The sequence below is a fragment of the Mycobacterium sp. NGS69 genome (assembly GCF_059812165.1).
This window is the reverse complement of the sequence record NZ_JCALCD010000004.1, coordinates 189,476-211,579: the sequence shown is the minus strand read 5'-3', so window position 1 is coordinate 211,579 and position 22,104 is coordinate 189,476. Positions and strand designations below refer to the sequence as shown.

At 68.7% G+C, this 22,104-nt stretch carries 16 protein-coding genes and 1 pseudogene; 12 read left to right on the top strand and 5 right to left on the bottom strand.

Going from position 1 to position 22,104, the window contains the following annotated elements:
* From AC5Y2S_RS13765 to AC5Y2S_RS13750, 4 genes are read left to right on the top strand one after another with little or no spacing between them, the layout of a single operon-like run.
* Positions 1-1,971 carry an acetyl/propionyl/methylcrotonyl-CoA carboxylase subunit alpha gene (locus AC5Y2S_RS13765; RefSeq protein WP_499956669.1) on the top strand — a complete coding sequence of 657 codons (1,971 nt, stop codon included), beginning with the start codon at positions 1-3 and terminating at the stop codon, positions 1,969-1,971.
* Positions 1,968-3,134: an acyl-CoA dehydrogenase family protein gene (locus AC5Y2S_RS13760; RefSeq protein ID WP_499956668.1), complete on the top strand. Its 1,167-nt coding sequence runs from the start codon at positions 1,968-1,970 to the stop codon at positions 3,132-3,134. Before AC5Y2S_RS13765 ends, AC5Y2S_RS13760 begins: the two co-directional genes overlap by 4 nt.
* Positions 3,116-3,625, top strand: coding sequence for a MaoC family dehydratase (locus AC5Y2S_RS13755; RefSeq protein ID WP_499957044.1), 510 nt, complete (start codon positions 3,116-3,118; stop codon positions 3,623-3,625). Before AC5Y2S_RS13760 ends, AC5Y2S_RS13755 begins: the two co-directional genes overlap by 19 nt.
* On the top strand, positions 3,625-4,446 hold the full coding sequence (locus tag AC5Y2S_RS13750) for an HpcH/HpaI aldolase/citrate lyase family protein (RefSeq protein ID WP_499956667.1): 822 nt from the start codon (positions 3,625-3,627) through the stop codon (positions 4,444-4,446). The genes AC5Y2S_RS13755 and AC5Y2S_RS13750 overlap by 1 nt, the downstream gene beginning before the upstream one ends.
* Positions 4,447-4,569: 123 nt before the next feature.
* Here the strand turns inward: AC5Y2S_RS13750 and AC5Y2S_RS13745 are convergent, their stop codons facing one another.
* Both AC5Y2S_RS13745 and AC5Y2S_RS13740 read right to left on the bottom strand, forming a co-directional pair.
* Complete coding sequence (locus AC5Y2S_RS13745) at positions 4,570-4,899, bottom strand: type II toxin-antitoxin system PemK/MazF family toxin (RefSeq protein WP_499956666.1); 330 nt, start codon at positions 4,897-4,899, stop codon at positions 4,570-4,572.
* Positions 4,896-5,153, bottom strand: a pseudogene (locus AC5Y2S_RS13740) (type II toxin-antitoxin system antitoxin MazE5); the annotation flags it as partial. The pseudogene AC5Y2S_RS13740 and the gene AC5Y2S_RS13745, both read right to left, overlap by 4 nt.
* On the opposite strand from AC5Y2S_RS13740, the gene AC5Y2S_RS13735 reads away from it, so the two are divergent.
* Positions 5,142-5,219, top strand: coding sequence for a DUF3693 domain-containing protein (locus AC5Y2S_RS13735; protein WP_499957043.1), 78 nt, complete (start codon positions 5,142-5,144; stop codon positions 5,217-5,219). The pseudogene AC5Y2S_RS13740 and the gene AC5Y2S_RS13735 overlap by 12 nt on opposite strands.
* Positions 5,220-5,231: 12 nt before the next feature.
* Here the strand turns inward: AC5Y2S_RS13735 and AC5Y2S_RS13730 are convergent, their stop codons facing one another.
* Positions 5,232-5,840, bottom strand: a complete 609-nt coding sequence (locus tag AC5Y2S_RS13730) for a DUF7711 family protein (RefSeq protein WP_499956665.1) — start codon at positions 5,838-5,840, stop codon at positions 5,232-5,234.
* Between the two features lie 349 nt (positions 5,841-6,189).
* Here AC5Y2S_RS13730 and pdhA point away from each other — a divergent pair, with 349 nt between their 5' ends.
* The 4 genes from pdhA (at position 6,190) to AC5Y2S_RS13710 (ending at position 10,024) form a co-directional block, all read left to right on the top strand.
* Positions 6,190-7,281, top strand: coding sequence for a pyruvate dehydrogenase (acetyl-transferring) E1 component subunit alpha (gene pdhA, locus AC5Y2S_RS13725; protein WP_499956664.1), 1,092 nt, complete (start codon positions 6,190-6,192; stop codon positions 7,279-7,281).
* Entirely contained in the window at positions 7,278-8,312 is a 1,035-nt protein-coding gene (bkdB, locus tag AC5Y2S_RS13720) for a 3-methyl-2-oxobutanoate dehydrogenase subunit beta (RefSeq protein WP_499956663.1), read from the top strand. The genes pdhA and bkdB overlap by 4 nt, the downstream gene beginning before the upstream one ends.
* Positions 8,309-9,469 carry a dihydrolipoamide acetyltransferase family protein gene (locus tag AC5Y2S_RS13715; RefSeq protein WP_499956662.1) on the top strand — a complete coding sequence of 387 codons (1,161 nt, stop codon included), beginning with the start codon at positions 8,309-8,311 and terminating at the stop codon, positions 9,467-9,469. The genes bkdB and AC5Y2S_RS13715 overlap by 4 nt, the downstream gene beginning before the upstream one ends.
* A gap of 177 nt (positions 9,470-9,646) precedes the next feature.
* Positions 9,647-10,024 carry a DUF4189 domain-containing protein gene (locus AC5Y2S_RS13710; RefSeq protein WP_499904287.1) on the top strand — a complete coding sequence of 126 codons (378 nt, stop codon included), beginning with the start codon at positions 9,647-9,649 and terminating at the stop codon, positions 10,022-10,024.
* An 81-nt stretch (positions 10,025-10,105) separates the two neighbouring features.
* On the opposite strand, the gene AC5Y2S_RS13705 is transcribed toward AC5Y2S_RS13710, so the two are convergent.
* Positions 10,106-10,876 carry an enoyl-CoA hydratase gene (locus AC5Y2S_RS13705; RefSeq protein WP_499904286.1) on the bottom strand — a complete coding sequence of 257 codons (771 nt, stop codon included), beginning with the start codon at positions 10,874-10,876 and terminating at the stop codon, positions 10,106-10,108.
* A 127-nt stretch (positions 10,877-11,003) separates the two neighbouring features.
* Here AC5Y2S_RS13705 and AC5Y2S_RS13700 point away from each other — a divergent pair, with 127 nt between their 5' ends.
* Positions 11,004-11,255 carry a hypothetical protein gene (locus AC5Y2S_RS13700; RefSeq protein WP_499904285.1) on the top strand — a complete coding sequence of 84 codons (252 nt, stop codon included), beginning with the start codon at positions 11,004-11,006 and terminating at the stop codon, positions 11,253-11,255.
* Here AC5Y2S_RS13700 and AC5Y2S_RS13695 read toward each other — a convergent pair whose 3' ends face one another.
* Positions 11,256-11,684: a nitroreductase/quinone reductase family protein gene (locus AC5Y2S_RS13695; RefSeq protein WP_499956661.1), complete on the bottom strand. Its 429-nt coding sequence runs from the start codon at positions 11,682-11,684 to the stop codon at positions 11,256-11,258.
* 62 nt (positions 11,685-11,746) lie between these two features.
* Between AC5Y2S_RS13695 and AC5Y2S_RS13690 the strand changes: the two genes are divergently transcribed.
* Entirely contained in the window at positions 11,747-12,307 is a 561-nt protein-coding gene (locus AC5Y2S_RS13690; protein ID WP_499956660.1) for a TetR/AcrR family transcriptional regulator, read from the top strand.
* Positions 12,308-12,414: 107 nt separating this feature from the next.
* Positions 12,415-22,035 carry a fatty-acid--AMP ligase gene (locus AC5Y2S_RS13685; protein WP_499956659.1) on the top strand — a complete coding sequence of 3,207 codons (9,621 nt, stop codon included), beginning with the start codon at positions 12,415-12,417 and terminating at the stop codon, positions 22,033-22,035.
* The last annotated feature ends 69 nt before the right edge of the window (positions 22,036-22,104 follow it).

Below are 22,104 nucleotides of genomic sequence, written 5' to 3'. Positions count from 1 at the left end.
ATGTTCGACACCGTATTAGTGGCCAACCGCGGCGAGATCGCGGTCCGCGTAATCCGCACCTTGCGCCGGCTTGGCATCCGGTCGGTCGCCGTCTACAGCGACCCCGACGCCACCGCGCGGCACGTGCTCGAGGCCGACACGGCCGTGCGCCTGGGCCCCGCCGCCGCGCGCGAAAGCTACCTCGACATCGAGAAGGTCGTCGACGCCGCGGTGCGCACCGGGTCCCAGGCGATCCACCCGGGCTACGGGTTCCTCTCGGAGAACGCGCATTTCGCCGCGGCGTGCGAACGCGCCGGCGTGGTGTTCCTGGGCCCGCCGCCACGCGCAATCGAGGTGATGGGCGACAAGATCACCGCGAAGAACGCCGTGGCCGCGTTCGACGTCCCGGTGGTGCCCGGGGTGGCCAAGCCGGGCCTGACCGACGACGAGCTCGCCGCCGCCGCCGACGAGATCGGCTATCCGGTGTTGATCAAGCCGTCGGCCGGCGGCGGTGGCAAGGGCATGCGGCTCGTGGAGGACGCCGCGCGGCTGCGCGAGGCGCTCGTCGGTGCTCGACGGGAGGCCGCGTCCTCGTTCGGCGACGACACGCTGTTCCTGGAGCGGTTTGTGTTGCGGCCCAGGCATATCGAGGTGCAGGTGCTGGCCGACACGCACGGCAACGTGGTCCATCTGGGCGAGCGCGAGTGCAGCCTGCAGCGGCGCCACCAGAAGGTCATCGAGGAGGCGCCCTCGCCGCTGCTCGATCCCGGGACACGCGCCCGGATCGGTGCCGCGGCCTGCAACACCGCCCGCAGCGTGGATTACGTCGGCGCCGGGACGGTGGAGTTCATCGTCTCCGCGGACCGTCCCGACGAGTTTTTCTTCATGGAGATGAACACCCGCCTGCAGGTGGAGCATCCGGTCACCGAGGCGGTCACCGGCCTCGACCTCGTGGAGTGGCAACTACGGGTGGCCGCCGGCGAGAAGCTGGGATTCGCCCAGGACGACATCGAATTGCGCGGGCACGCGATCGAGGCCCGGGTGTACGCGGAGGATCCCGCGCGCGGGTTCCTGCCCACGGGCGGCGAGGTGCTGGCGGTGTCCGAACCGTCGGGTGCCGGCGTGCGGGTGGACTCGTCGCTGCTGACCGGGACGGTGGTTGGCAGCGACTACGACCCGATGCTGAGCAAGGTGATCGCCCACGGCGACGACCGCGGGGAGGCGCTCGCGAAACTCGATCGCGCACTGGGGCAGACCGTGATCCTCGGCGTGCAGACCAACGTCGAATTCCTGCGCTTCCTGCTCGCCGACGACCGGGTCCGTGCCGGTGATCTGGACACCGCGCTGCTCGACGAGCGGCTGGCGGACTTCGCGCCGGCCCCGGCGCCCGACGACGTGCTCGCCGCGGCCGGCCTCTTCCGCCAGTGGGCCCTGGCGCGACAGGCCCGGGGCAACCCGTGGGCGGTACCGACGGGGTGGCGGGTCGGTGGCGGCGCCGCGCCGGTGCGCACCGACATGCGGACGCCGCTGCGCAGCGAGACGGTATCAGTGTGGGGAACACCGCAGGCCGCCCGGGTGCAGGTCGGCGACGGTGAGATCCTTTCCACCAGTGTGCAAGTCGACGGCGCGCGGATGAGCGCGACGCTGGGTGGGCGGCGCCGCGAATACTGGTGGGCCGAGGCCGACCGGCACCTCTGGATCGCCGACGAGCGCGGGACGTGGCACGTGCGCGAGGCCGAGGAGCACAAGATTCACCGCGCCGCGGGCGAGCGGCCGGCCGAGGTCGTCAGCCCCATGCCCGGGAACGTGATCGCCGTGCAGGTCAGCTCCGGCGATGAGGTCTCCGAGGGCGACGTGATAGTCGTCGTCGAGGCGATGAAGATGGAACATTCTCTGCCCGCACCGGTTTCGGGTCGGGCGGAGCTGCTGGTGTCGGTCGGCGATCAGGTGAAGGTCGATCAGGTTTTAGCGCGGATTAAGGATGGATCATGACGACAGCGATTACCGCGGGCACGTTGCCCAAGGAATACGAGGACCTTCGTGACACGGTGGCCGACTTCGCGCGCACCGTCGTCGCGCCGGTGTCGGCCAAACACGACGAGGAGCACAGCTTCCCGTACGAGGTCGTCGCCAAGATGGCCGAGATGGGCCTGTTCGGGCTGCCGTTCCCGGAGGAGTACGGCGGCATGGGCGGCGACTACTTCGCGCTGGCCTTGGCCCTCGAGGAACTCGGCAAGGTCGACCAGTCGGTGGCCATCACGCTGGAGGCCGGCGTCGGGCTGGGCGCGATGCCGATCTACCGCTTCGGTACCGAGGAGCAGAAGCAGAAATGGCTGCCGGACCTGACGGCCGGCCGGGCGCTGGCCGGTTTCGGGCTCACCGAGCCCGGTGCCGGCTCCGACGCGGGCGCCACCCGCACCACGGCCCGGCTCGACGACGGCGAGTGGGTGATCAACGGCACCAAGCAATTCATCACCAACTCCGGCACCGACATCACCTCGCTGGTCACCGTCACGGCGGTCACCGGAACCCTCGCGGGTGACAAGAAGGAGATCTCGACGATCATCGTGCCCAGCGGCACACCGGGTTTCACCGTCGAACCGGTCTACAACAAGGTCGGCTGGAATGCATCGGACACCCACCCGCTGACCTTCGCCGACGCCCGCGTCCCGGAGGAAAACCTGTTAGGCGCCCGCGGCACCGGCTACGCGAACTTTCTGTCCATCCTGGACGAGGGCCGCATCGCGATCGCCGCGCTGGCGACCGGCGTTGCGCAGGGCTGCGTCGACGAAAGCGTCAAGTACGCCAAGGAACGCCAGTCGTTCGGCCAGCCGATCGGCTCGTATCAGGCGATCAGCTTCAAGATCGCCCGGATGGAGGCCCGCGCTCACGTCGCGCGCACCGCATACTACGAGGCTGCCGCGAAGATGTTGGCGGGCAAGCCCTTCAAGAAGGAGGCGGCGATCGCGAAGATGGTTTCCTCCGAGGCCGCGATGGACAACGCCCGCGACGCCACCCAGATCCACGGCGGCTACGGCTTCATGAACGAATATCCGGTGGCGCGCCACTACCGCGACAGCAAGATCCTCGAGATCGGCGAAGGGACCACGGAGGTGCAGTTGATGCTCATCGCGCGATCGCTGGGGCTGTCGTGACGGACGGCAAGTCGATTATCCAGCGGGGCTTGTGGTTTGAGGAGTTCGAGGTCGGCACGACCTACCTGCACCGGCCCGGCCGCACCGTCACCGAGGCCGACAACGTGCTGTTCACCACGCTGACCATGAACACCCAGTCGCTGCACCTCGACGCGGCGTGGGCCGCCGAGCAGCCCGGCTTTCGGGGCGAGCGGCTGGTCAACTCCATGTTCACCCTCTCCACGCTGGTCGGGCTGTCGGTTGCGCAGCTGACGCTCGGCACCATCGTCGCCAACCTCGGCTTCTCCGAGGTGTCGTTTCCCAAGCCCGTCTTTCACGGCGACACCCTGTACGCCGAGACCGTGTGCACCGGCAAGCGCGAGTCGAAGAGCCGCCCGGGCGAGGGCATCGTCACCCTCGAGCACACCGGCCGCAACCAGCACGGCGACGTCGTGGCGCGGGCGGTGCGGACCACTCTGGTACAAAAGCGGCCAGAAACAGAGGAGGTGTGATGGACCTGCGCGCCGCCGGCCCGGCCTGGTTGTTCTGTCCGGCCGACCGTCCCGAGCGTTTCGCCAAGGCCGCCGCCGCGGCCGACGTGGTGATCCTCGACCTCGAGGACGGGGTGGCCGAAGCCGACAAGCCCGCCGCCCGCAAAGCGCTGCGCGAGACCCCGCTGGACCCCGAGCGCACCGTGGTGCGCATCAACGCCGCCGGCACCGACGAGTACGCCCGCGACCTCGAGGCCCTGGCCGATACCGCCTACACGACGGTGATGCTTTCCAAGACCGAATCGGCCGCGCAGGTGACCGCGCTGGCGCCCCGCGACGTGGTCGCGCTGATCGAGACGCCGCGCGGCGCGGTGTTCGTCGCCGAAATCGCCGCGGCCCAGGGCACCGTCGCCGTCATGTGGGGTGCCGAGGACCTGGTCGCCAGCCTGGGTGGCAGCTCTAACCGGCTGGCCGACGGCACCTACCGCGACGTCGCGCGGCACGTCCGGTCGGCGACCCTGCTCGCGGCGTCCGCGTTCGGCCGGATCGCGCTCGACGCCGTCTATGTGAACATCCGTGACCTCGAGGGCTTGCGCGCCGAGGCCGACGACGCCGTCGCCGTGGGTTTCGACGCGACCGTCTGCATCCACCCCAGCCAGGTCGCGGTCGTGCGGGAGGCCTATCGCCCCAGCGAGGAGAGGCTGGACTGGGCGCGGCGGGTGACGGCAGCGGCGCGCTCCGAGCGCGGGGTGTTCGCCTTCGAGGGAAAGATGGTCGACTCGCCGGTGCTCAAGCACGCGGAGATGTTGCTGCGGCGGGCGGGGGAGTCCGCGTCGGGCTAACGGATCGACCTAACCCGCCCCACCGACTTCTATGGCCGCGACTGTTCCGTATTCGATTTCGTCGTACTCGTACGCTGCAGGGCTTAGGAATTCGGTCACCGAACCTGCCGGCTTGTTATGGCGTCAGCCGGAGCAGTCGACTGCGACCTCAAGCGCAGTGCAGATCGCGCGCATCCGGGTATCGGCAAGCCGGCCAAGCCGACTGACCAATACTGCGATCGAGACACTTTCGACCGAGTCCAGGTTCACCGCCGAACGCCGGGGGATCGGATCGACGCCGGGTTCAAGGATGACTTCGCTTGCCAGCCCTCGGACGGTCGTGGTGCAGGGAGCGACGAGTGTGCGTCGAAGCCGGGGGATCGCCGCGTCACGCGACAGCACCACAACCGGGCGCCGCCCGATCTCGGGCATTTCGCACCACCACACCTCTCCGCGTGCCGGCAGTTCACTCACGAAGCCCCCGCCGCTCGCCGCCAGGACGCCAGGTCACCCCACTCGTCAGGCTCATCGGCCGGGTGCTCGTCGTAGGCGGCATAGCTCGCATTCACCTCAGCCGATCGATGACGAGCGAGTAAGGCACCGAGAGCCTCATCGATGAGGGCGGCGTCAGTGATGCCCGCCCGCACGTCGCGTGCACTGCTCAGTAGCTCGGCGTCCACCGTGGTGCTTAATCGTACGCGATTCATGCCACAACTATGCCACATTCCTGCCACGCCGACCGGTCCGGATCGCCGAGGCGGCGCCAATGTTGGAAAACCATTTGGGCCGCTTGAAGCGCGCACCGGTCACTGATTCAGAGTGCAAACTGCGTCCAGCATTTCCGCTACAGCGGTAGCCGCACGCCACAGGTGATCCTCGGGCGATTCGTCATAGCCCTTGTGGCGTCGGCGCCAGTCGCGGTCCCAGTAGCCCTCGAGGACAGACTGCAGGTGCTCACGCGACACAGCCAGCTCGGCCCGCAACTGTGTCGTCAGCTCGTCGTCGGACGGCCCGACGATCGCCAGGCGTTCAAACCGCCGCGACCGGAGGGCATCGATCGCGGACGAGTCAAGGCCGCTGTCAACGGCCCAGATCTTCACTACCCGCCGATGCTGATGATTCCATGCCGGCCATGCTCGCGGTCGGTAGCACCAGAGAAACGGCCGCTTACCGAGACCCAGTTGATGGCCGATCGCTTCTCCGGCGGGGTGCTTGCGTAGCCAGGGGAGCTCCTCGGCGGGAAGTTCGAGAACGAGCACGACCGCTCCTGCGTCCAGGGTCTCCGCGAAGGACAGCAGCGCCCCGGTCACCCATATTTCCCTCAGGGGCCACCGATGTCGGTCGCCGAGTTCCAGCCGCTCCGCCGCGACCGTCGCCATCTCGACGAGATGCCCGATGGCCGTCGAACGCTTCATGGCGCTAGCGTAGTCAAGTTGGCCGAGTGTCACGGCATCCATCGTGGGGGCGCATCTCGATTCGGGTGCCGATTGATCGAAAATCGCACCGCGACAGGCCTTCCGGGCCGAACATGCCCACGGTCCGGAGTGGGCAGACGCCGTCCGCTCCAGGTTTAGTTGACATCCGCGCACCCCTGGGTCGTCTCCGTCGACCCCCGACAACGTGTTAGCGGCTGGCTTATGCGACACGTTTTCGCTTCGGCCGTGATCAACGCGGCGTCTTCGTATTTGGGCGCATAATGGGGGATACGCCAGTCTCGCGGCGAGTGGTGACTTTCGGGTAGCTGGCGATCGCCAAGGAGGCGGTATGGCGGATAAGTCTCAGGCGCCGATGACCGTCGACCTCGAGCCGGTGCAACTCATTGCCGCGGACGGCACGCCGACGGCCGAACGGCGTTACGACAGAGAGCTTCCGCCCGAGACGTTGTGCTGGCTCTACGAGATGATGGTCGTCACTCGCGAGCTGGACACCGAGTTCGTCAACCTGAAGCGCCAAGGGCAACTGGCGCTGTTCGCGTCCTGCCGGGGCCAGGAAGCCGCCCAGGTGGGCGCCGCGGCCTGCCTGCGCAAGACCGACTGGCTGTTTCCGCAATACCGTGAGCTCGGCGTCTATCTGGTGCGCGGCATCCCGCCCGGGCACGTCGGGGCGGCGTGGCGGGGAACGTGGCACGGCGGCCTCGACTTCACCAAGAAATGCTGCGCCCCAATGTCGATCGCGATCGGCACCCAGACCCTGCACGCCGTCGGCGCGGCGATGGCCGCGCAACGCCTCGGGGAGGACTCGGTCACGGTGGCGTTCCTCGGCGACGGCGCCACCAGCGAGGGGGACGCGCACGAGGCGTTGAACTTCGCGGCCGTCTTCGATACGCCGTGCGTGTTCTACGTGCAGAACAACCAGTGGGCGATCTCGGTGCCGGTATCCAAACAGACGGCCGCAGCGTCCATCGCGCACAAGGCAATTGGTTACGGAATGCCCGGGATCCGGGTGGACGGCAACGACGTCCTGGCGTGCTATGCGGTGATGGCCGAGGCCGCCGCCCGGGCCCGAGCCGGCGGCGGACCGACGTTGATCGAGGCGGTCACCTACCGGCTCGGCCCGCACACCACCTCGGACGATCCAAGCCGATACCGCACCCAGGACGAGGTCGACCGCTGGGCGGCGCTGGACCCGATCCCGCGCTACCGCATCTATTTGCAGGGCCGGGGCCTGTGGTCGCAACGGCTGGAGGATCGGGTTGCGGCGCGGGCGAAGCGAATGCGCTCCGAACTGCGCGACGCGGTGTTCGACGCGCCCGACTTCGACGTCGACGACGTGTTCACCACGGTGTACGCCGAGATCACACCCGGGCTGGAGACGCAGCGCCAACAGCTGCGGGCCGAACTGGGGAGGCTCGAATGACCCAGCTCGCCGAACCCCCGGGCCTGCCCGCTGTTGATGCGGCAATCGGGGCGCAACAGCTGACCATGGTGCAGGCGCTCAACCGCGCGCTGCGTGATGCGATGGACGCCGACGATCGCGTCCTGGTGTTTGGCGAGGACGTCTCCGTCGAGGGCGGGGTGTTTCGGGTGACCGAGGGTTTAGCCGAAACGTTCGGCGAGGGAAGGTGTTTCGACACACCGCTGGCGGAGTCGGCCATTATCGGCATCGCGGTCGGGCTGGCGCTGCGTGGCTTTGTCCCGGTGCCGGAGATCCAGTTCGACGGGTTCTCCTACCCGGCCTTCGATCAGGTGGTCAGCCACCTGGCCAAGTACCGCACGCGCACCCGCGGCGAGATCGACATGCCGGTCACCGTCCGGATCCCGTCGTTCGGCGGAATCGGTGCGGCCGAGCATCATTCGGACTCCACCGAGTCCTACTGGGCGCACACCGCCGGCCTGAAGGTGGTGGTGCCGTCCAGCCCGGCCGACGCCTACTGGCTGCTTCGCCACGCGATCACCTGCCCCGACCCGGTGATGTACCTGGAGCCGAAGCGGCGCTATCAAGGCCGCGGCCTGGTCGACGTGAGCCGACCGGAGCCTCCCATCGGACAGGCCATGGTGCGCAGGCCGGGCAGGGACGTGACCGTCGTAACCTACGGCAGCCTGGTCAGTACGGCCGTGGCCACCGCGGAAGACGCTCAGCGCCAACGCGGGTGGAGCCTGGAAGTCATCGATCTGCGGTCGCTGGTCCCGTTGGATTTCGACACCATCGCCGCGTCGATCCATCGGACGGGGCGCTGCGTCGTTTTGCATGAAGGGCCGCGCAGCCTCGGCTACGGGGCAGGCCTGGCCGCCCGCATCCAGGAAGAGATGTTCTACGAGCTGGAGGCGCCGGTGCTGCGCGCCTGCGGTTTCGACACGCCCTATCCGCCGGCACGGTTGGAAAGGCTGTGGCTGCCCGGCCCGGACCGCCTGCTCGACTGTGTCGAACGCGCGCTGGAGATGCCGTGAGCACCGACGAGCGCGTCAAGCCGTTCCGGGTTCCCGACCTCGGCGAGGGGCTGGAAGAAGTGACGGTGTCGTGCTGGTACGTCGCGGCCGGCGACGAGGTCGAGCTCAACCAGGTCCTGTGTTCTGTGGAGACCGCCAAGGCCGAGGTGGAAATCCCGAGCCCGTACGCCGGGCGAATCGTCGAAACCAATGGTGCCGAAGGCGACGTGCTCAACGTCGGCGCGGTGCTGGTCCGCATCGACACCGCGTCGGCCGCCGCCACCAACGGCGGCCCGGTGGTGCCCACCTTGGTCGGCTACGGCGCCGACGCGGGCATCGACGCCAGCCGGCGGACCGCCCGGCCGCTCGCCGCCCCACCCGTGCGCAAGCTGGCCAAGGAACTCGCGGTCGACCTCGCCTCGGTGCGGCGCGATGCGGATGAGATCATCACCCGCGCGGACGTGCTGGCGGCCGCCCGCGGCACCGGGCGAGACATTCGGCCGGTCCGCGGCGTGCAGGCCCGGATGGCGGAGAAGATGGCGTTGTCCCACAAGGAAATCCCAGCCGCCAAGGTCAGTGTCGACGTCGATTGCAGCGCGCTGCTGCGGCTGCGCGACCACTGCCGTCCGGCGCACCAGGAGATCACGCCGTTCGTGCTGACGCTGCGGCTGCTCGTTATCGCCTTGGGTCACAACATGATTCTCAACTCGACCTGGGTCGACGCGCCCGAAGGGCCCCAGGTGCAGGTCCATCGTGGCGTGCATCTGGGGTTCGGCGTGGCCACCGAGCGCGGGCTGCTGGTCCCGGTCATCGCCGATGCGCAGAACAAGACGACCCGCGAATTGGCCGGCCGGACGGCAGAATTGATCGCCGGCGCGCGCGAGGGCACCCTGATGCCCGCGGAATTGCTGGGCTCGACGTTCACCGTGTCGAACTTCGGGGCGCTGGGTGTGGACGACGGGGTGCCGGTGATCAACCATCCGGAGGCGGCGATCCTGGGCATGGGAGCGATCCGGCCACGCCCGGTGGTCGTCGGCGACGGGGTCGTTGTCCGGTCGACGATGGGCCTGACGTGCGTGTTCGATCACCGTGTGGCGGACGGTGCCCAGGTGGCGCAGTTCGTCTGCGAGCTGAGGGATCTGATGGAGTCGCCCGAGACCGCCCTGCTGGACCTATAGGCGTCAGTAGGGCCCTCGCCACGTGATTCGAAACCCGGCTGCTCGTGACAAATGCACAGGTCAGCGGGGCGGCTGCCGCGCTGCTCTCGCGCCGGACGCCGCGACGGGGGAGAATCGTCTCCTCGCGTTTACCTGCGCCACTGCGGCGCAGCGCAACGGAAAAGGGCGGGGAGCGCCATGAAGACACCAGCAGCGGCGGCGATCGCGATCGGCATGGCATTCGCAGCAACGCCGCTCGCGCATGCCGACGACCCGTGGATCGCCATGGCGATCTCGGACTCCACGGGGAAGATCAATTTCAGCGTCGGAGGAAAAAGCCAATCCGATATAGAGAAGACGGTGATGTCGGCCTGTCGCAATACGATTAGCGACTGTCGTCTTTTGGCCAGCGGGCAGGGCGGGTGCGTGGCGATTGCCATGCCTCCGGCGCACACCAGATACTTCGGCGGCTGGGGTCCCACACGTGCTGACGCGGAGACGGCCGCCGTGGCAAACTCCGGCGGCGGAACGGTTCTGCCAGACCACACCCATTGCGCTGGAGATCCCGGGAGCTAACGGCTCACCCAGACTTAAGTGATGGCGACGCGCGTCGGCGTGTCGTGTACGGGATTAAGGTGTCGCGCGTAAAGCGCTAGGTTAGCGCTGCCGCGCCGCCGCCAATCTGCTTGCAAATTCCGGCGATTGGATGGAAGACGCCTGCGGCCCGAGCTCCGTGCGCATGGCAAGGTCGTGCGCTTCGGTGTCCACCGATCCCGGGTTGATCGTGGCGCGCATCGTCGCCTTGGTCGCCAGCACCACCTCGCGCGGTGCCGCCGCGGGACCGGCGGCCAGCTCCAGCGCCGCGGCGACCGGGTCGTCGGCAACGCTGAGGGCCAACCCGTGCCGCACGGCGGCTTCGGCGTCGAAGCGCATCCCGAACAACAGGGCCGCGCGCGCGACCTGGGGACCCACCGCACGTTGCAGCATCCAGGTCGCACCGCCGCCGGGATGGAGGCCGAGCTTTTGGAAACGGGCGTCGAACAACGCGCCGGGCCCCGCGATGCGCACGTCCGCCGCCAGCGCCAGGTTGAGGCCCGCGCCGACGGCCGCCCCGTTGACCGCGGCGATCGTGGGCAACCGGCAATTGCCGACGGCCATGAACCCGTCGTAGATGCGCCGCAGCCCCGTCTCCGCCGCTCCGGCACCGGCGGCGCCGAGAGCGCTCAGGTCGGCGCCGGCACAAAACGCCTTGCCCGCGCCGGTGACCACGACGGCGTGCACGTCGGGATCTGCTTCCGCCCGCTCCACGGCCTCCCGCAGCCGCGCCGACATCTCGTCGGTGAAGGCATTGCGCCGATCGGGGTCGTTGACGGTGATAAGCGCGACGCGCGCGTCGACGCTGTACAGGACGGGGTCGGGCTGGCTCACCCGCCTAACGGTACTTGCCGCGCCTACCGGCCCAAACGCCCGCCAAGAATCCATCAAGAATCCCCCAAGCCCTCGCGCCGATGCTCAGTTCACGAGCAGGACCGATCCATTTGACGGGAGGAGCCCCATGCGCACCACGGCGGAGAAGAAGGCGAACAGGAAACTCGGATTCCTCCGGTTGGCGATGGTCTCGTCCGCCACCGCGATCATCATCGCGATCGGCATGGCAGTCGCGTACTTCAACCTCCCGGCCGCAGGCCACCCATGCTCGGTGCGGAACGCCACCGCCCGGGACGCCGCCGGGCGCACGATGTGGTGCAACCCGACGGCGGAGGCGAACCACGACGTGGTCTGGCAGTACGCGCCCGCCGCGTCGTGACTAGTCGGCGAAGTCGATCCGTACCGACACCGGCGTCGTTTCCAGCGCCTTGACCATCCTGGCCCCCAGTCGTCCGAACTTGCGGGCGCGCGCGACGACGTCGTCGTCCGGCCTGAACGTCGCGACCCCGGCGCGCCACCGATTGCCCTGTCGCATAAGGACATTCGGGTTGTCGGTGATGTTTCTGCCCCAGCCGGAGCGGGTGCCGTGCTGGCAGATCACCCACGCGCCGGCGTCATCGAATTGGGCCGACACGGGAACTCGGCGAGCCTGGCCGGTCTTGCGGCCGATGGTCTCCAGGTCGGTGGCCATGGTGGTGCGCACCCCGAGCGCGTTCAGCCCCTTCACCGCCGGATTGAGCAGATAGCGTCCGATCGCACGTTCCCTGCGGAACTTTCGCAGCGTCTTTTGCTCGTTGGTGCTCGTCATGGCCTCAGGCTAGTAGACCGATTGGTATAGTTCAACCCCAAGCTGCAACGGAAGGCGAAAATATGTCGGCGCGGGATGCTCTCATCGCCAGTGTCACGGGGCTGGTGCGACGGCGGGGCGTCGCCGGAACCGGCCTCAACGCGCTGCTGGAGGACAGCGGAGTGGCCCGCAGGACCGTTTACCTGAACTTTCCCGGTGGCAAGGCCGAGCTCGTCGCCGAAGCCACCCGCCTCGCGGGGGAGGCGTTGACCGCGGTGATCCGGTCGGGTGACGACAGCGATCCCGCCCAGGCGGTCCAGACCTTCATCGACGAATGGAAGGCGCAGCTGAGCGCGACGCAGATTGAAGCGGGCTGTCCGATCGTGGCGGCGGTCCTCGGCCGCTCCGAAGCGCCGGCGGCCGCGCAGGCGGCCTCCGAGGCCTTTGGTGACTGGCAGACGATCCTCGCCGACCGGCTGGTCCGGGCCGGCACGGATCGTGACAACGCACGCTCGCTGGCGACCTTGACCGTCGCCGCCATCGAAGGCGCCGTAATCCTCGCGATCGCGACGCGGTCGACGGTTCCGCTCGACGATGTCGGGCGTCACCTGGTCGAGGCCATCAAGCTGCACGTGCCCGCCTAGCGGCGGCGTCCCCAGCGAAAACGCGAGTGCTCAACCGCACGCTGGCGGCTTGCCCTGGGCTGGGCGGTTTCGCCGACGCCCCGTGTGTTCATCGGTATCGTCAAGCTGTGCTTGAGCATTCCATTCCCGAGGTCCTGCGGGAGCGTGCCAGTTCGCGGCCCGACGACCTGGCGTTCACGTATCTCGATTACGAGAACGACTGGGAGGGCGTCGCCGAAAGCCTGACGTGGTCGCAGCTGTATCGGCGCACGCTGAACCTGGCGCGGGAACTCAAAGCCTGCGGGTCGACCGGGGACCGCGCCGTGATCCTGGCGCCGCAGGGGCTCGACTACGTCGTCGGGTTTCTTGGCGCGCTGCAGGCCGGTCAGATCGCGGTTCCGCTGTCGATGCCGGTGGGTGGCGCCAGCGACGAGCGTGTCAGCGCCGTCCTGCATGACGCGTCGCCTTCGACGATTCTGACCACATCCGCTGCCGTGGACATCATCGCCGAGTACGCGAAGTCGGAGCCCGGCGCGCCATCGGTCGTCGAGGTCGATCGGCTGAATCTTGACTCTCGGCTTGCCGCCGCCGCGGACACCGACGGCGAGACGAGCATCGCGCACCTGCAATACACCTCCGGGTCGACCCGCACCCCCGCGGGAGTGGTGGTCTCGCACAAGAACATTCAGGTCAACTGCGAACAGATCATGGCCATGTACTACGAGGCAGACGGGGGGGTGGCCCCACCGGACACCACCGTGGTGTCGTGGCTGCCGTTGTTCCACGACATGGGCTTGATCCTGGGCATCGCCTTCCCGGTCCTGTGGGGATTCCCCACGGTGCTCACGAGCCCGCCGTCCTTCCTGCAGCGCCCGGCGCGGTGGATGCAAATGCTGGCCGGCAACCCGCACGCCTTCTCGGCGGCACCCAACATCGCGTTCGAATTGGCGACGCGAAAGACGTCGGACGACGACCTGGCCGGGCTGGACCTCGGGGGCGTGCGCACGATCCTGAATGGCGCCGAACGCGTGAACCCCCCGACGCTGTGGCGCTTCGCGGACCGGTTTGCCCGCTTCAACTTCCGCCCCGAGGCGTTGCGCCCCTCCTACGGACTCGCGGAAGCCACGCTCGTGGTGGCGACGCGCGAAGCGGGCCACCCGCCAGTGACCGTGTCTTTCGATTCGGAGCAGATGACCGCCGGCCGTGGCGAGCGGTGCGCGGACGGTGCCGGTATCCCGCTGGTCAGTTACGGCATGCCCAAGTGGCCGATCGTGCGGATCGTCGACCCCGAGACGAGCATGGAGTGCCCGGAGGGAACGGTCGGCGAGATCTGGACGATCGGTGACAACGTCTGCTCGGGCTATTGGCAGAAACCCGAAGAGACAGAACGTGTCTTCGGCAGAACGATCGTCGGCGCGACGGACGGCACACCGGAAGGGCCCTGGCTGCGGACGGGGGACCTGGGCTTCTACTCCGAAGGCGAGATGTTCATCGTCGGCCGGATCAAGGATCTCTTGATCGTCTACGGGCGCAACCATTCTCCCGACGATATTGAGGCGACGATCCAGGAGATCACCCGCGGCCGCTGCGTGGCGATCGCGGTTTCGGACGATGACGGTCCCGAGAAACTCGTCACAATCGTCGAACTCAAGCCCGGTGGCGATTCCGACGAAGACGCGCAACGGTTGATCGCCACCCGGCGTGAAATCATCGCAGCGATATCGAGGACGCACGAACTGAGCGTCGCGGATCTCGTTCTGGTGCCCCCACATTCGATTCCCCTCACCACAAGCGGCAAGGTGAGGCGACGGGATTGCTCGAAGCTCTATCAGCAGGGCGCCTTCACCCGTTTGGACGCGCACATCGGCCCGTCAAAGCCGCGCGCGGTCGAGGACACCGCCGCGGACGCCGGGGCCGACTCGGGATTGGCCCAACGTGTTCGCACGCTAAGCCAGCAGCAACATGACCTGCTGGTGGGGATGGTGTGCGCGCAGGCGGCGGCGGTGTTGGGGCGGCCCAGCCCGGACGACATCGACCCCGGGTCGGCGTTTCGGGACCTGGGTTTCGATTCGGTGAAGGCCACGGAGTTGCTGGATCGGCTCAGGACCGAAACCGAGTTGCCGTTGCCGGCGACGCTGGCGTTCGACTATCCGACGCCCGACGAGTTGGCCGCCCGCCTGGCCCAGCTGCTGATCGGGCCGGTCGCGGCGGCCTCGCCGGTGGAATCGCAGGTCGCGGTGGACGAGCCGATTGCGGTGGTGGGCATGGCATGTCGGTTCCCGGGTGGGGTGGATTCGCCGGCGGCATTGTGGGATTTGGTGGCCACCGGCACCGATGCGGTGGGGGGTTTTCCGGGCGACCGGGGCTGGAATTTGGGGGAGTTGTTCGATCCCGATCCGGATGCGGTGGGCAAGACGTATGCCCGCGCCGGGGGGTTCCTGGTGGACGCGGCCGGGTTCGACGCGGAGTTCTTCGGGATTTCGGGGCGCGAGGCCCAAACCATGGATCCTCAGCAGCGGTTGCTGCTGGAGGTGTGTTGGGAAGCGTTGGAGACGGCCCGGATTGATCCGGCCGGGTTGGTGCGTACCGAGACCGGGGTGTTCGTCGGGGCGTGGTCACAGTCCTACGGCGGGGGCGGCTCGGAGGGCGTGGAGGGCTATGCGCTGACGGGTCTGTCCCCCAGCGTGGCCTCGGGGCGGGTGGCGTATGCGTTGGGGTTGCAGGGCCCGGCGATCACCGTGGATACCGCCTGTTCGTCGTCGTTGGTGGCCACGCATTTGGCGTGTCAGTCGCTGCGCAATGGGGAGTCGTCTCTTGCTCTGGCCGGGGGTGTCACAGTCATGACGACCCCGTCGGTGTTCACCGAGTTCGCCCGCCAGCGCGGGTTGGCCGCTGATGGGCGCTGTAAGGCGTTTGCGGCCAATGCCGATGGCACTGGGTGGGGTGAGGGTGCGGCGGTGGTGGTGTTGGAGCGGCTCAGTGATGCCCGGCGCCACGGCCATCCGGTGGTGGCGGTGATCGCGGGGTCGGCGATCAACCAGGACGGTGCGTCGAACGGGTTGACGGCGCCGAATGGTCCGGCGCAGCAACGGGTGATCGCTCAGGCGGCGGCTAATGCGGGTGTCGGGCTGGGTCAGGTCGATGTGGTCGAGGCGCATGGCACCGGCACGACGTTGGGGGATCCGATCGAGGCGGGTGCCCTGATCGCCACTTACGGCGCGGCGCGGGGACCAGAGCATCCGTTGTGGTTGGGGTCGATCAAGTCGAACATCGGTCACACCCAGGCCGCGGCCGGGGTGGCGGGGTTGATCAAGATGATCGAGGCGCTCAATCACGACAGTTTGCCGCCGACGTTGAACGTGGATCGGCCCAGCCCGCATGTGGATTGGTCGGCGGGCACGGTACGCCTGCTCACCGAGCCGGTGGCTTGGCCGGACACCGATCATCCCCGTACGGCGGCGGTGTCCTCGTTCGGGATCAGCGGCACCAACGCCCACGTGATCCTGCAACAAGCACCCGAAGCACCCGTCGAGCCCGAGCCCGAGCCCAGTGAGGGTGTGGAGTTCGGGCTTCGGGTGTGGCCGGTGTCGGCGCGCACGCCGGCGGCGGTGCGCGCCCAGGCCGACCGGCTGCACCACCACCTGCTCGCTCACCCGGAGCTGGATCTGACCGATGTGGCCTACAGCCTGGCCACCACCCGTGCCCATCACCCGTACCGGGCGGTGATCACCGCAGCGGGCGACAGCGCCGATCCCCGCGAAGCTCTGCTGGGCGCGTTAGACGCGTTGCGTGACGGCCAAACCCACCCGCAGCTCACCCAGCACCACTGCCTGGCCCAGGTTCGCGGCAAGACGGTGTTCGTGTTGCCGGGCCAGGGTGGCCAATACCCGGGGATGGGCCGCGAACTCTACGCACGCCACCGCGTCTTTGCCGACATGGTCGACGACTGCGATGAGGCGTTGCGCCCGTTCACCGGCTGGTCGGTGCGTGAGGTGTTGTTGCAGGAGTCGGGGGCGCCGGCGCTGGATCGTGTGGATGTGGTTCAGCCGGTGCTGTTCACCATGATGGTGTCGTTGGCCGAGGTGTTGGGTTCGTACGGCATCTTCCCGGATGCGGTGATCGGGCACTCGCAGGGTGAGATCGCCGCGGCGTATCTGGCCGGGGTGTTCTCGCTGCCCGAGGCGGCCCAGATCGTGGCGCGGCGCAGCCAAGCCCTGGGCGAACTGTGTGGGGCCGGCGCGATGGCCTCGGTGTTGTTGGGCGCCGAGGCACTCGAACCGCTGCTGGGACCGTGGAACGGGGCGTTGAGCATCTCGGCGATCAACGGCCCGTCGCACACCATCATCAGCGGCGACCCGGCCGCGCTACAGGAATTCACCACGGCGGCTGAGCGTGACGGCATCCAGATCCGTCAGATCGCGGTGGATTACGCCTCGCACTGCGCCCAAGTCGAGGCGGTACGCGAGCGCCTCCTGTCCGAGCTCGGCGAGCTCAGCCCGGCCCTGTCGCGCGTCCCGCTGTATTCCACCGTGGGACAAGCCGTTTCGGGTGATCCGTTGGACACCACGACGATGGACGCCGACTACTGGTATCGGAACCTGCGCGAGCCCGTCCGCTTTCATGACCGGGTGGCCGAGCGGCTGGGCGCGGGGGAATGCAGCTTCGTGGAACTGTCCCCGCATCCGGTGTTGGCCCCGGCCCTGACCGACACGCTGGCCCAGACCCCGGGGCGGGCCCAGTCGGCGGTCGTCATCACGCTGCACCGGGAACGTCCGGACCACGACAGCCTGGCAATGGCGTTGGCGCAGTTGCACACTCACGGCCACAGCCCCTCCTGGCCAGCGCTCTACCCCCGCGCGCACACCGTCGCACTGCCGACCTACCCCTTCGACCACCGCCGCTACTGGCTCGCCCCCACGCCCACCGACGACGCGGCCGCGCTCGGCCTGGACCGCGCGGACCACCCCTTGCTGGGCGCGGTCGCCGAATTGGCCGACGAAGACCAGATCATGGTCAGCGGGCGGCTCTCGCCCAGCACCCAGGAGTGGCTGGGCGGCCACCGGGTGAACGGCACCATCTTGTTCCCGGCGACGGGGTTCATCGAGGTGATCCTGCGGGCCGGTGAGTTGGCCGGCTCCCCGGTGATCGATGAGCTGATCTTGCACACCGCCCTGACCCTGTCGGAGCAGGCGCCGACCGATCTGCAGGTCCTGGTTCACCCGCTCGACGAGCTGGGCCGGCGTCCGTTCAGCGTGCACTCGCGCCCCGGCGGGGAGCATCCGGCCGCGTGGACGCTGCACGCGAGCGGCGCGCTCAGCGCCCGTCAGCCGGCCGCCGGCTCCCCGCCGCCCGCGGTGGGTGTGGAAGCGATCGATCAGGACGACTTCTACGACCGGCTGGCCCTGCAGGGCTACAACTACGGCGGTCCGTTCCGGTCGGTCCGGGGCATCGGCACCGACCCGGCCCGGCCCGACGTCGTTTATGCCGAGGTGGCGCTGCCCGCCGGCACCGATGTCACCGGCTACGGCATCCACCCCGCCCTCCTCGACGCGGCCCTACACCCGTTGGCTTCCGTGTCCGACTCGGCCGACCCTGGCTCGCCGCGGATCCCGTACGCGCTCAACGGAATCAGCTTGTACGCCACCGCGGCTACCCAGCTGCACGTACACCTCACCCGCACCGGCGAGGATACGTTCGCGCTGCACGCCACCGACCTCACCGGCGCGCCGGTGATCACCATCGGCGCGTTGACGTTGCGCGCCGTCTCTGACCAGATCGGCCGGCCCGCTTCGATCGCCGGGCTCGCCGACAGCATGTTCGAGCTGACCTGGCCGGCGGCGCCCGATCTGGCCGCGCCGTCGGGCGCCCAACCACCGGCGGTGTGCACCGTCAACGACCTCGCCTCGGTGACCGCGCCCCCGGAGTTGGTGATCTGGCCGCTGCCACACGCCGACGACGCCGACCCGCTGCGGCGAGTGCACGCCCTGACCCGCGATGTCTTGGCCCAGCTCCAGGGCTGGCTGGCCCGGCCCGACAACGCCCACACCCACCTGGTGATCGTCACCCGTCGCGCGGTGAGCGTCGGCGCGTATGACGGTGTCCCGGATTTGGCGCACGCCGCGGTCTGGGCGCTGATCCACACCGCGCAGAACGAGCACCCCGACCGCATCACCCTGATCGACACCGACGGCACCTCCCTCGACCGCCTGCTCGCCGTCGCTGCGGCGCGGCCGTCGGGCGAGCCGGAGCTGGCCGTGCGCCACGGCGTTGCCCACATCCCGCGTCTGGCCCGCATCGCGACCCTGACCCCGCCGGACGCGCCCGACTGGAAGTTGGGCATTACCCGCAAGGGTGATCTGAGCAACCTGGCCCTGCTCCCCACCGACCGGCCAAACACCCTGGCGCCCGGAGAGATTCGCGTTCAGGTGCGGGCCGCCGGGCTGAACTTCCGTGACGTGGTCGTCGCGTTGGGCGCCATCGCCGATGACGGGATGGGTAGCGAGGGCGCCGGGGTCGTCCTCGACGCCGGCGCGGGCGCATCGCTGCGTCCCGGGGACGCGGTGATGGGCCTGTTCCCGCACAACGCGTTCGCGCCCAGCGCGATCGCCGACGAGCGCATGCTGGTGCCGATCCCGTCCGGATGGTCGTTCACCCAGGCCGCATCCGCGCCGATCGTGTTCCTCACCGCCTACGCCGCTTTGGTCGAGATCGCCGGGCTGTCGGCCGGCCAACGAGTGCTCATCCACGCGGGCGCCGGCGGCGTCGGTCAGGCCGCCATCCAGATCGCACGCCACCTCGGTGCGGAGGTTTTCGCCACCGCGCACCCGAACAAACACCACGTGCTCATTGGGCTGGGGCTCGATCCCGCGCATGTCGCCTCGTCACGCACCCTGGAATTCGTCGACACCTTCAAGGCCGCCACCGATGGGCAGGGCATGGATGTCGTGCTCAACAGCCTGGCCGGGGAGTTCGTCGGCGCCTCACTGCAATTGCTGCCCCGCGGAGGCAGTTTCGTCGAAATCGGCAAGACCGATATACGCCGGGCCGACGACATCGCCGCATCCCATCGGGGAGTCGACTATCGGGTCTACGACCTGTCCAGCGCACCGGCGGACGACTTGCAGCCCGCCTGGGCGGCCCTGACCGAGATGTTCGCCGCCGGTGTCCTCAAGCCGCTGCCCACCACCAGCTACGGCCTGCTGAACGCCCCGCATGCCTTCCGCGACATGAGCCAAGCCCGCCACACCGGAAAGATCGTGCTGATCCCGCCGGCGGTATTGGATCCCCAAGGCACGGTGCTGATCACCGGTGGCACCGGGATGCTGGGCGCGCTGTTCGCCGAACATCTGATCACCCGCCATGGCGTCGGGCACCTATTGCTGTTGTCCCGCAGCGGAAGCGACGCGCCCGGCGCGGGCGAACTGCAACAGCGGCTGGCCGGGTTGGGCGCCCAAGTCACGATCGCCGCCTGCGACACCAGCGACCCTGCCGAGGTGGCCGCGGCACTCGACGCGATGCCCGCCGACCACCCGTTGACCGCGGTGATCCACGCCGCCGGCGTCCTCGACGACGCCCTGGTGACCGACCTGAGCCCCGAACAACTCGATGCGGTCTTGGCCGCCAAGGCCGACGCGGCGTGGCACCTGCATCACCTCACCGCCGACCGCGACCTGGCCGCGTTCGTGCTATTTTCCTCCGCCGCGGGCACATTGGGCAGCGCCGGGCAGGCCAACTACGCCGCCGCCAACGCGTTCCTGGACGCGCTGGCGCACCACCGCCACCACACCCAACGGCAGGCCACCAGCGTGGCGTGGGGCTACTGGCAGACCCCGTCGGGCATGACCGCCCACCTCAGCACGAGCGACCTGACCCGCCTTAGCAGCACCGGGCTCACCCCCATCACCAACGAGCGCGGCCTGGCGCTGTTCGACGCCGCGCTCGCCAGTCAGCCGACCAACGTGCTGGCCAGCCCGTTCAACACCGGCGCGCTGGCCCGTCAGGCACGCAACGGCACGCTGGATCCGATCCTGTCCGCCCTGACCACCAGCCGCCCGCAGGCCGCCACCGCCAGCCCGAAAACGCTTGCCGCCACGTTGGCCAGCCAAACGCCGCGGCAGCGGCTGGACACCCTGACCGCGATGGTCACCGCCACCACCGCCGCCGTGTTGGCCCACCCCGACCCGGCCGCACTCGATCCCGACAGCCCCTTCAAGGAGCTCGGCATCGACTCGCTGACGGCCCTGGAACTGCGCAACACGGTCAACCAACGCACCGGCCTGGCCCTGCCGGCGACGCTGGCGTTCGACCATCCCACCCCGGCGAAGCTGGCCGGCCACCTCGCGGAGCTGCTCACCGACACCGCCGCCACCGCCGCCCCGCTGGCCCGGGTCAGCACGAATGGTGTTGAGCCGGTGGACGATCGGCTCGCGTATCTGGACCAGGCGGCGTTCCTCGCGCTGCGGGCGGTGCACGGCGCGCTGATTCAGGCCACATGGATATACGACCGCGCCGTCGATGTCGAGGGGTTGAAGCGTTTTCACCGCAATCTCGGCCGCGGGTTGTTGGGACGCCGGATCGAACGGGCCGCGTTGCCGTTCGCGCGTGATCGCTGGGTGTTGGCTCCGGAGCCGGAGGAGATCGACTTCGCGGCGAAGCCGCGGCCCCGTTCCGCGGTGAACGCGTGGGCCGACGAGCGGGCGCGCCTCCCCATCGATCCGGAGTGGGGGCCGGCCTGGCATCTCGGGGTGCTTCCGCTCGAGGACGGCGGGACCGCGGTGAGTCTGGTGGCTTCGCACACGATCGTCGACGCCATCGCGTTCGGCCAGGCGATAGAAGACGCCGCCGAGGGCAGGACGCGCGAATTCGGTTATCCGCCTGCGGGATCGCGCACGCTGCGGCAGGCGGTGCGTGAGGATCTCCGGCAGACCGTCAAGGACCTGCCCGAGATAGGGCACGCGTTGGGCGCCGTGGCTCGACGGGCGCGGCGCGACCGCCAAGAGCTCAGATCGTCGGTGAAGGCGGCGCCGCCATCCCCGAGGTCGGCTGGCGACGACCAGCCCGTAGAGGTGCCCGCCCTGATCGCGTACATCGATTTGACGGAATGGGATTCCCGCGCGAAAAGCCTTGGCGTGAGCAGTAACTCGCTGGTCGCGGGAATCGCGTGCAGGCTCGCGGTGCGGGTCGGGCGCGTCCAGGAAGACGGAACGGTCACCCTGCGATTCCTGGTATCGCTGCGGACCGACGGCGATACCCGGGGCAACGCGCTCACAAGTGTTGACGTTACGGTCGATCCCACGCGCGCGGCGACCGACCTCGCTGACATGCAGGCCAAGATCACGCAGACAATCCTCGCGGCGATGGAGGACCCCGACAACGAGTGGCTGGCGCCGCTGCCGCTGGCGGCGCTGACGCCCGTGTGGGCCGCCAGGAAGGTAGCGGGCATGGCGGTCGGCGGTTCCACCCTTCCCGTGACTTGCTCCAATGTCGGTGATCTGTCCCCGGCGGCGAACCGGCCCGACGGCACCGATGCCGACTATGCGTATCTGAGAAACCTCGAGCCCGATATGAAGAAGAGCACGCTCGATGCCATGGGCGGACAACTCTTCCTCGGTTCGGGCCGGGGTCGCGGCAAGATGTTCATCAGAATCTCCGCGTATCTGCTCGGGCGGTCGAATACCAAGGATGAGCTGCGGGAAAGCGTGTCGCGCACCTTCGCCGAATTCGACCTGAATGCGGAGATCGACTGCTAATCACGGCGGTTGGGCCGCCGCAACGGTTTTGGCTTGCAACGCAACGTTTTTGAGCTGAACCGTAAGGGT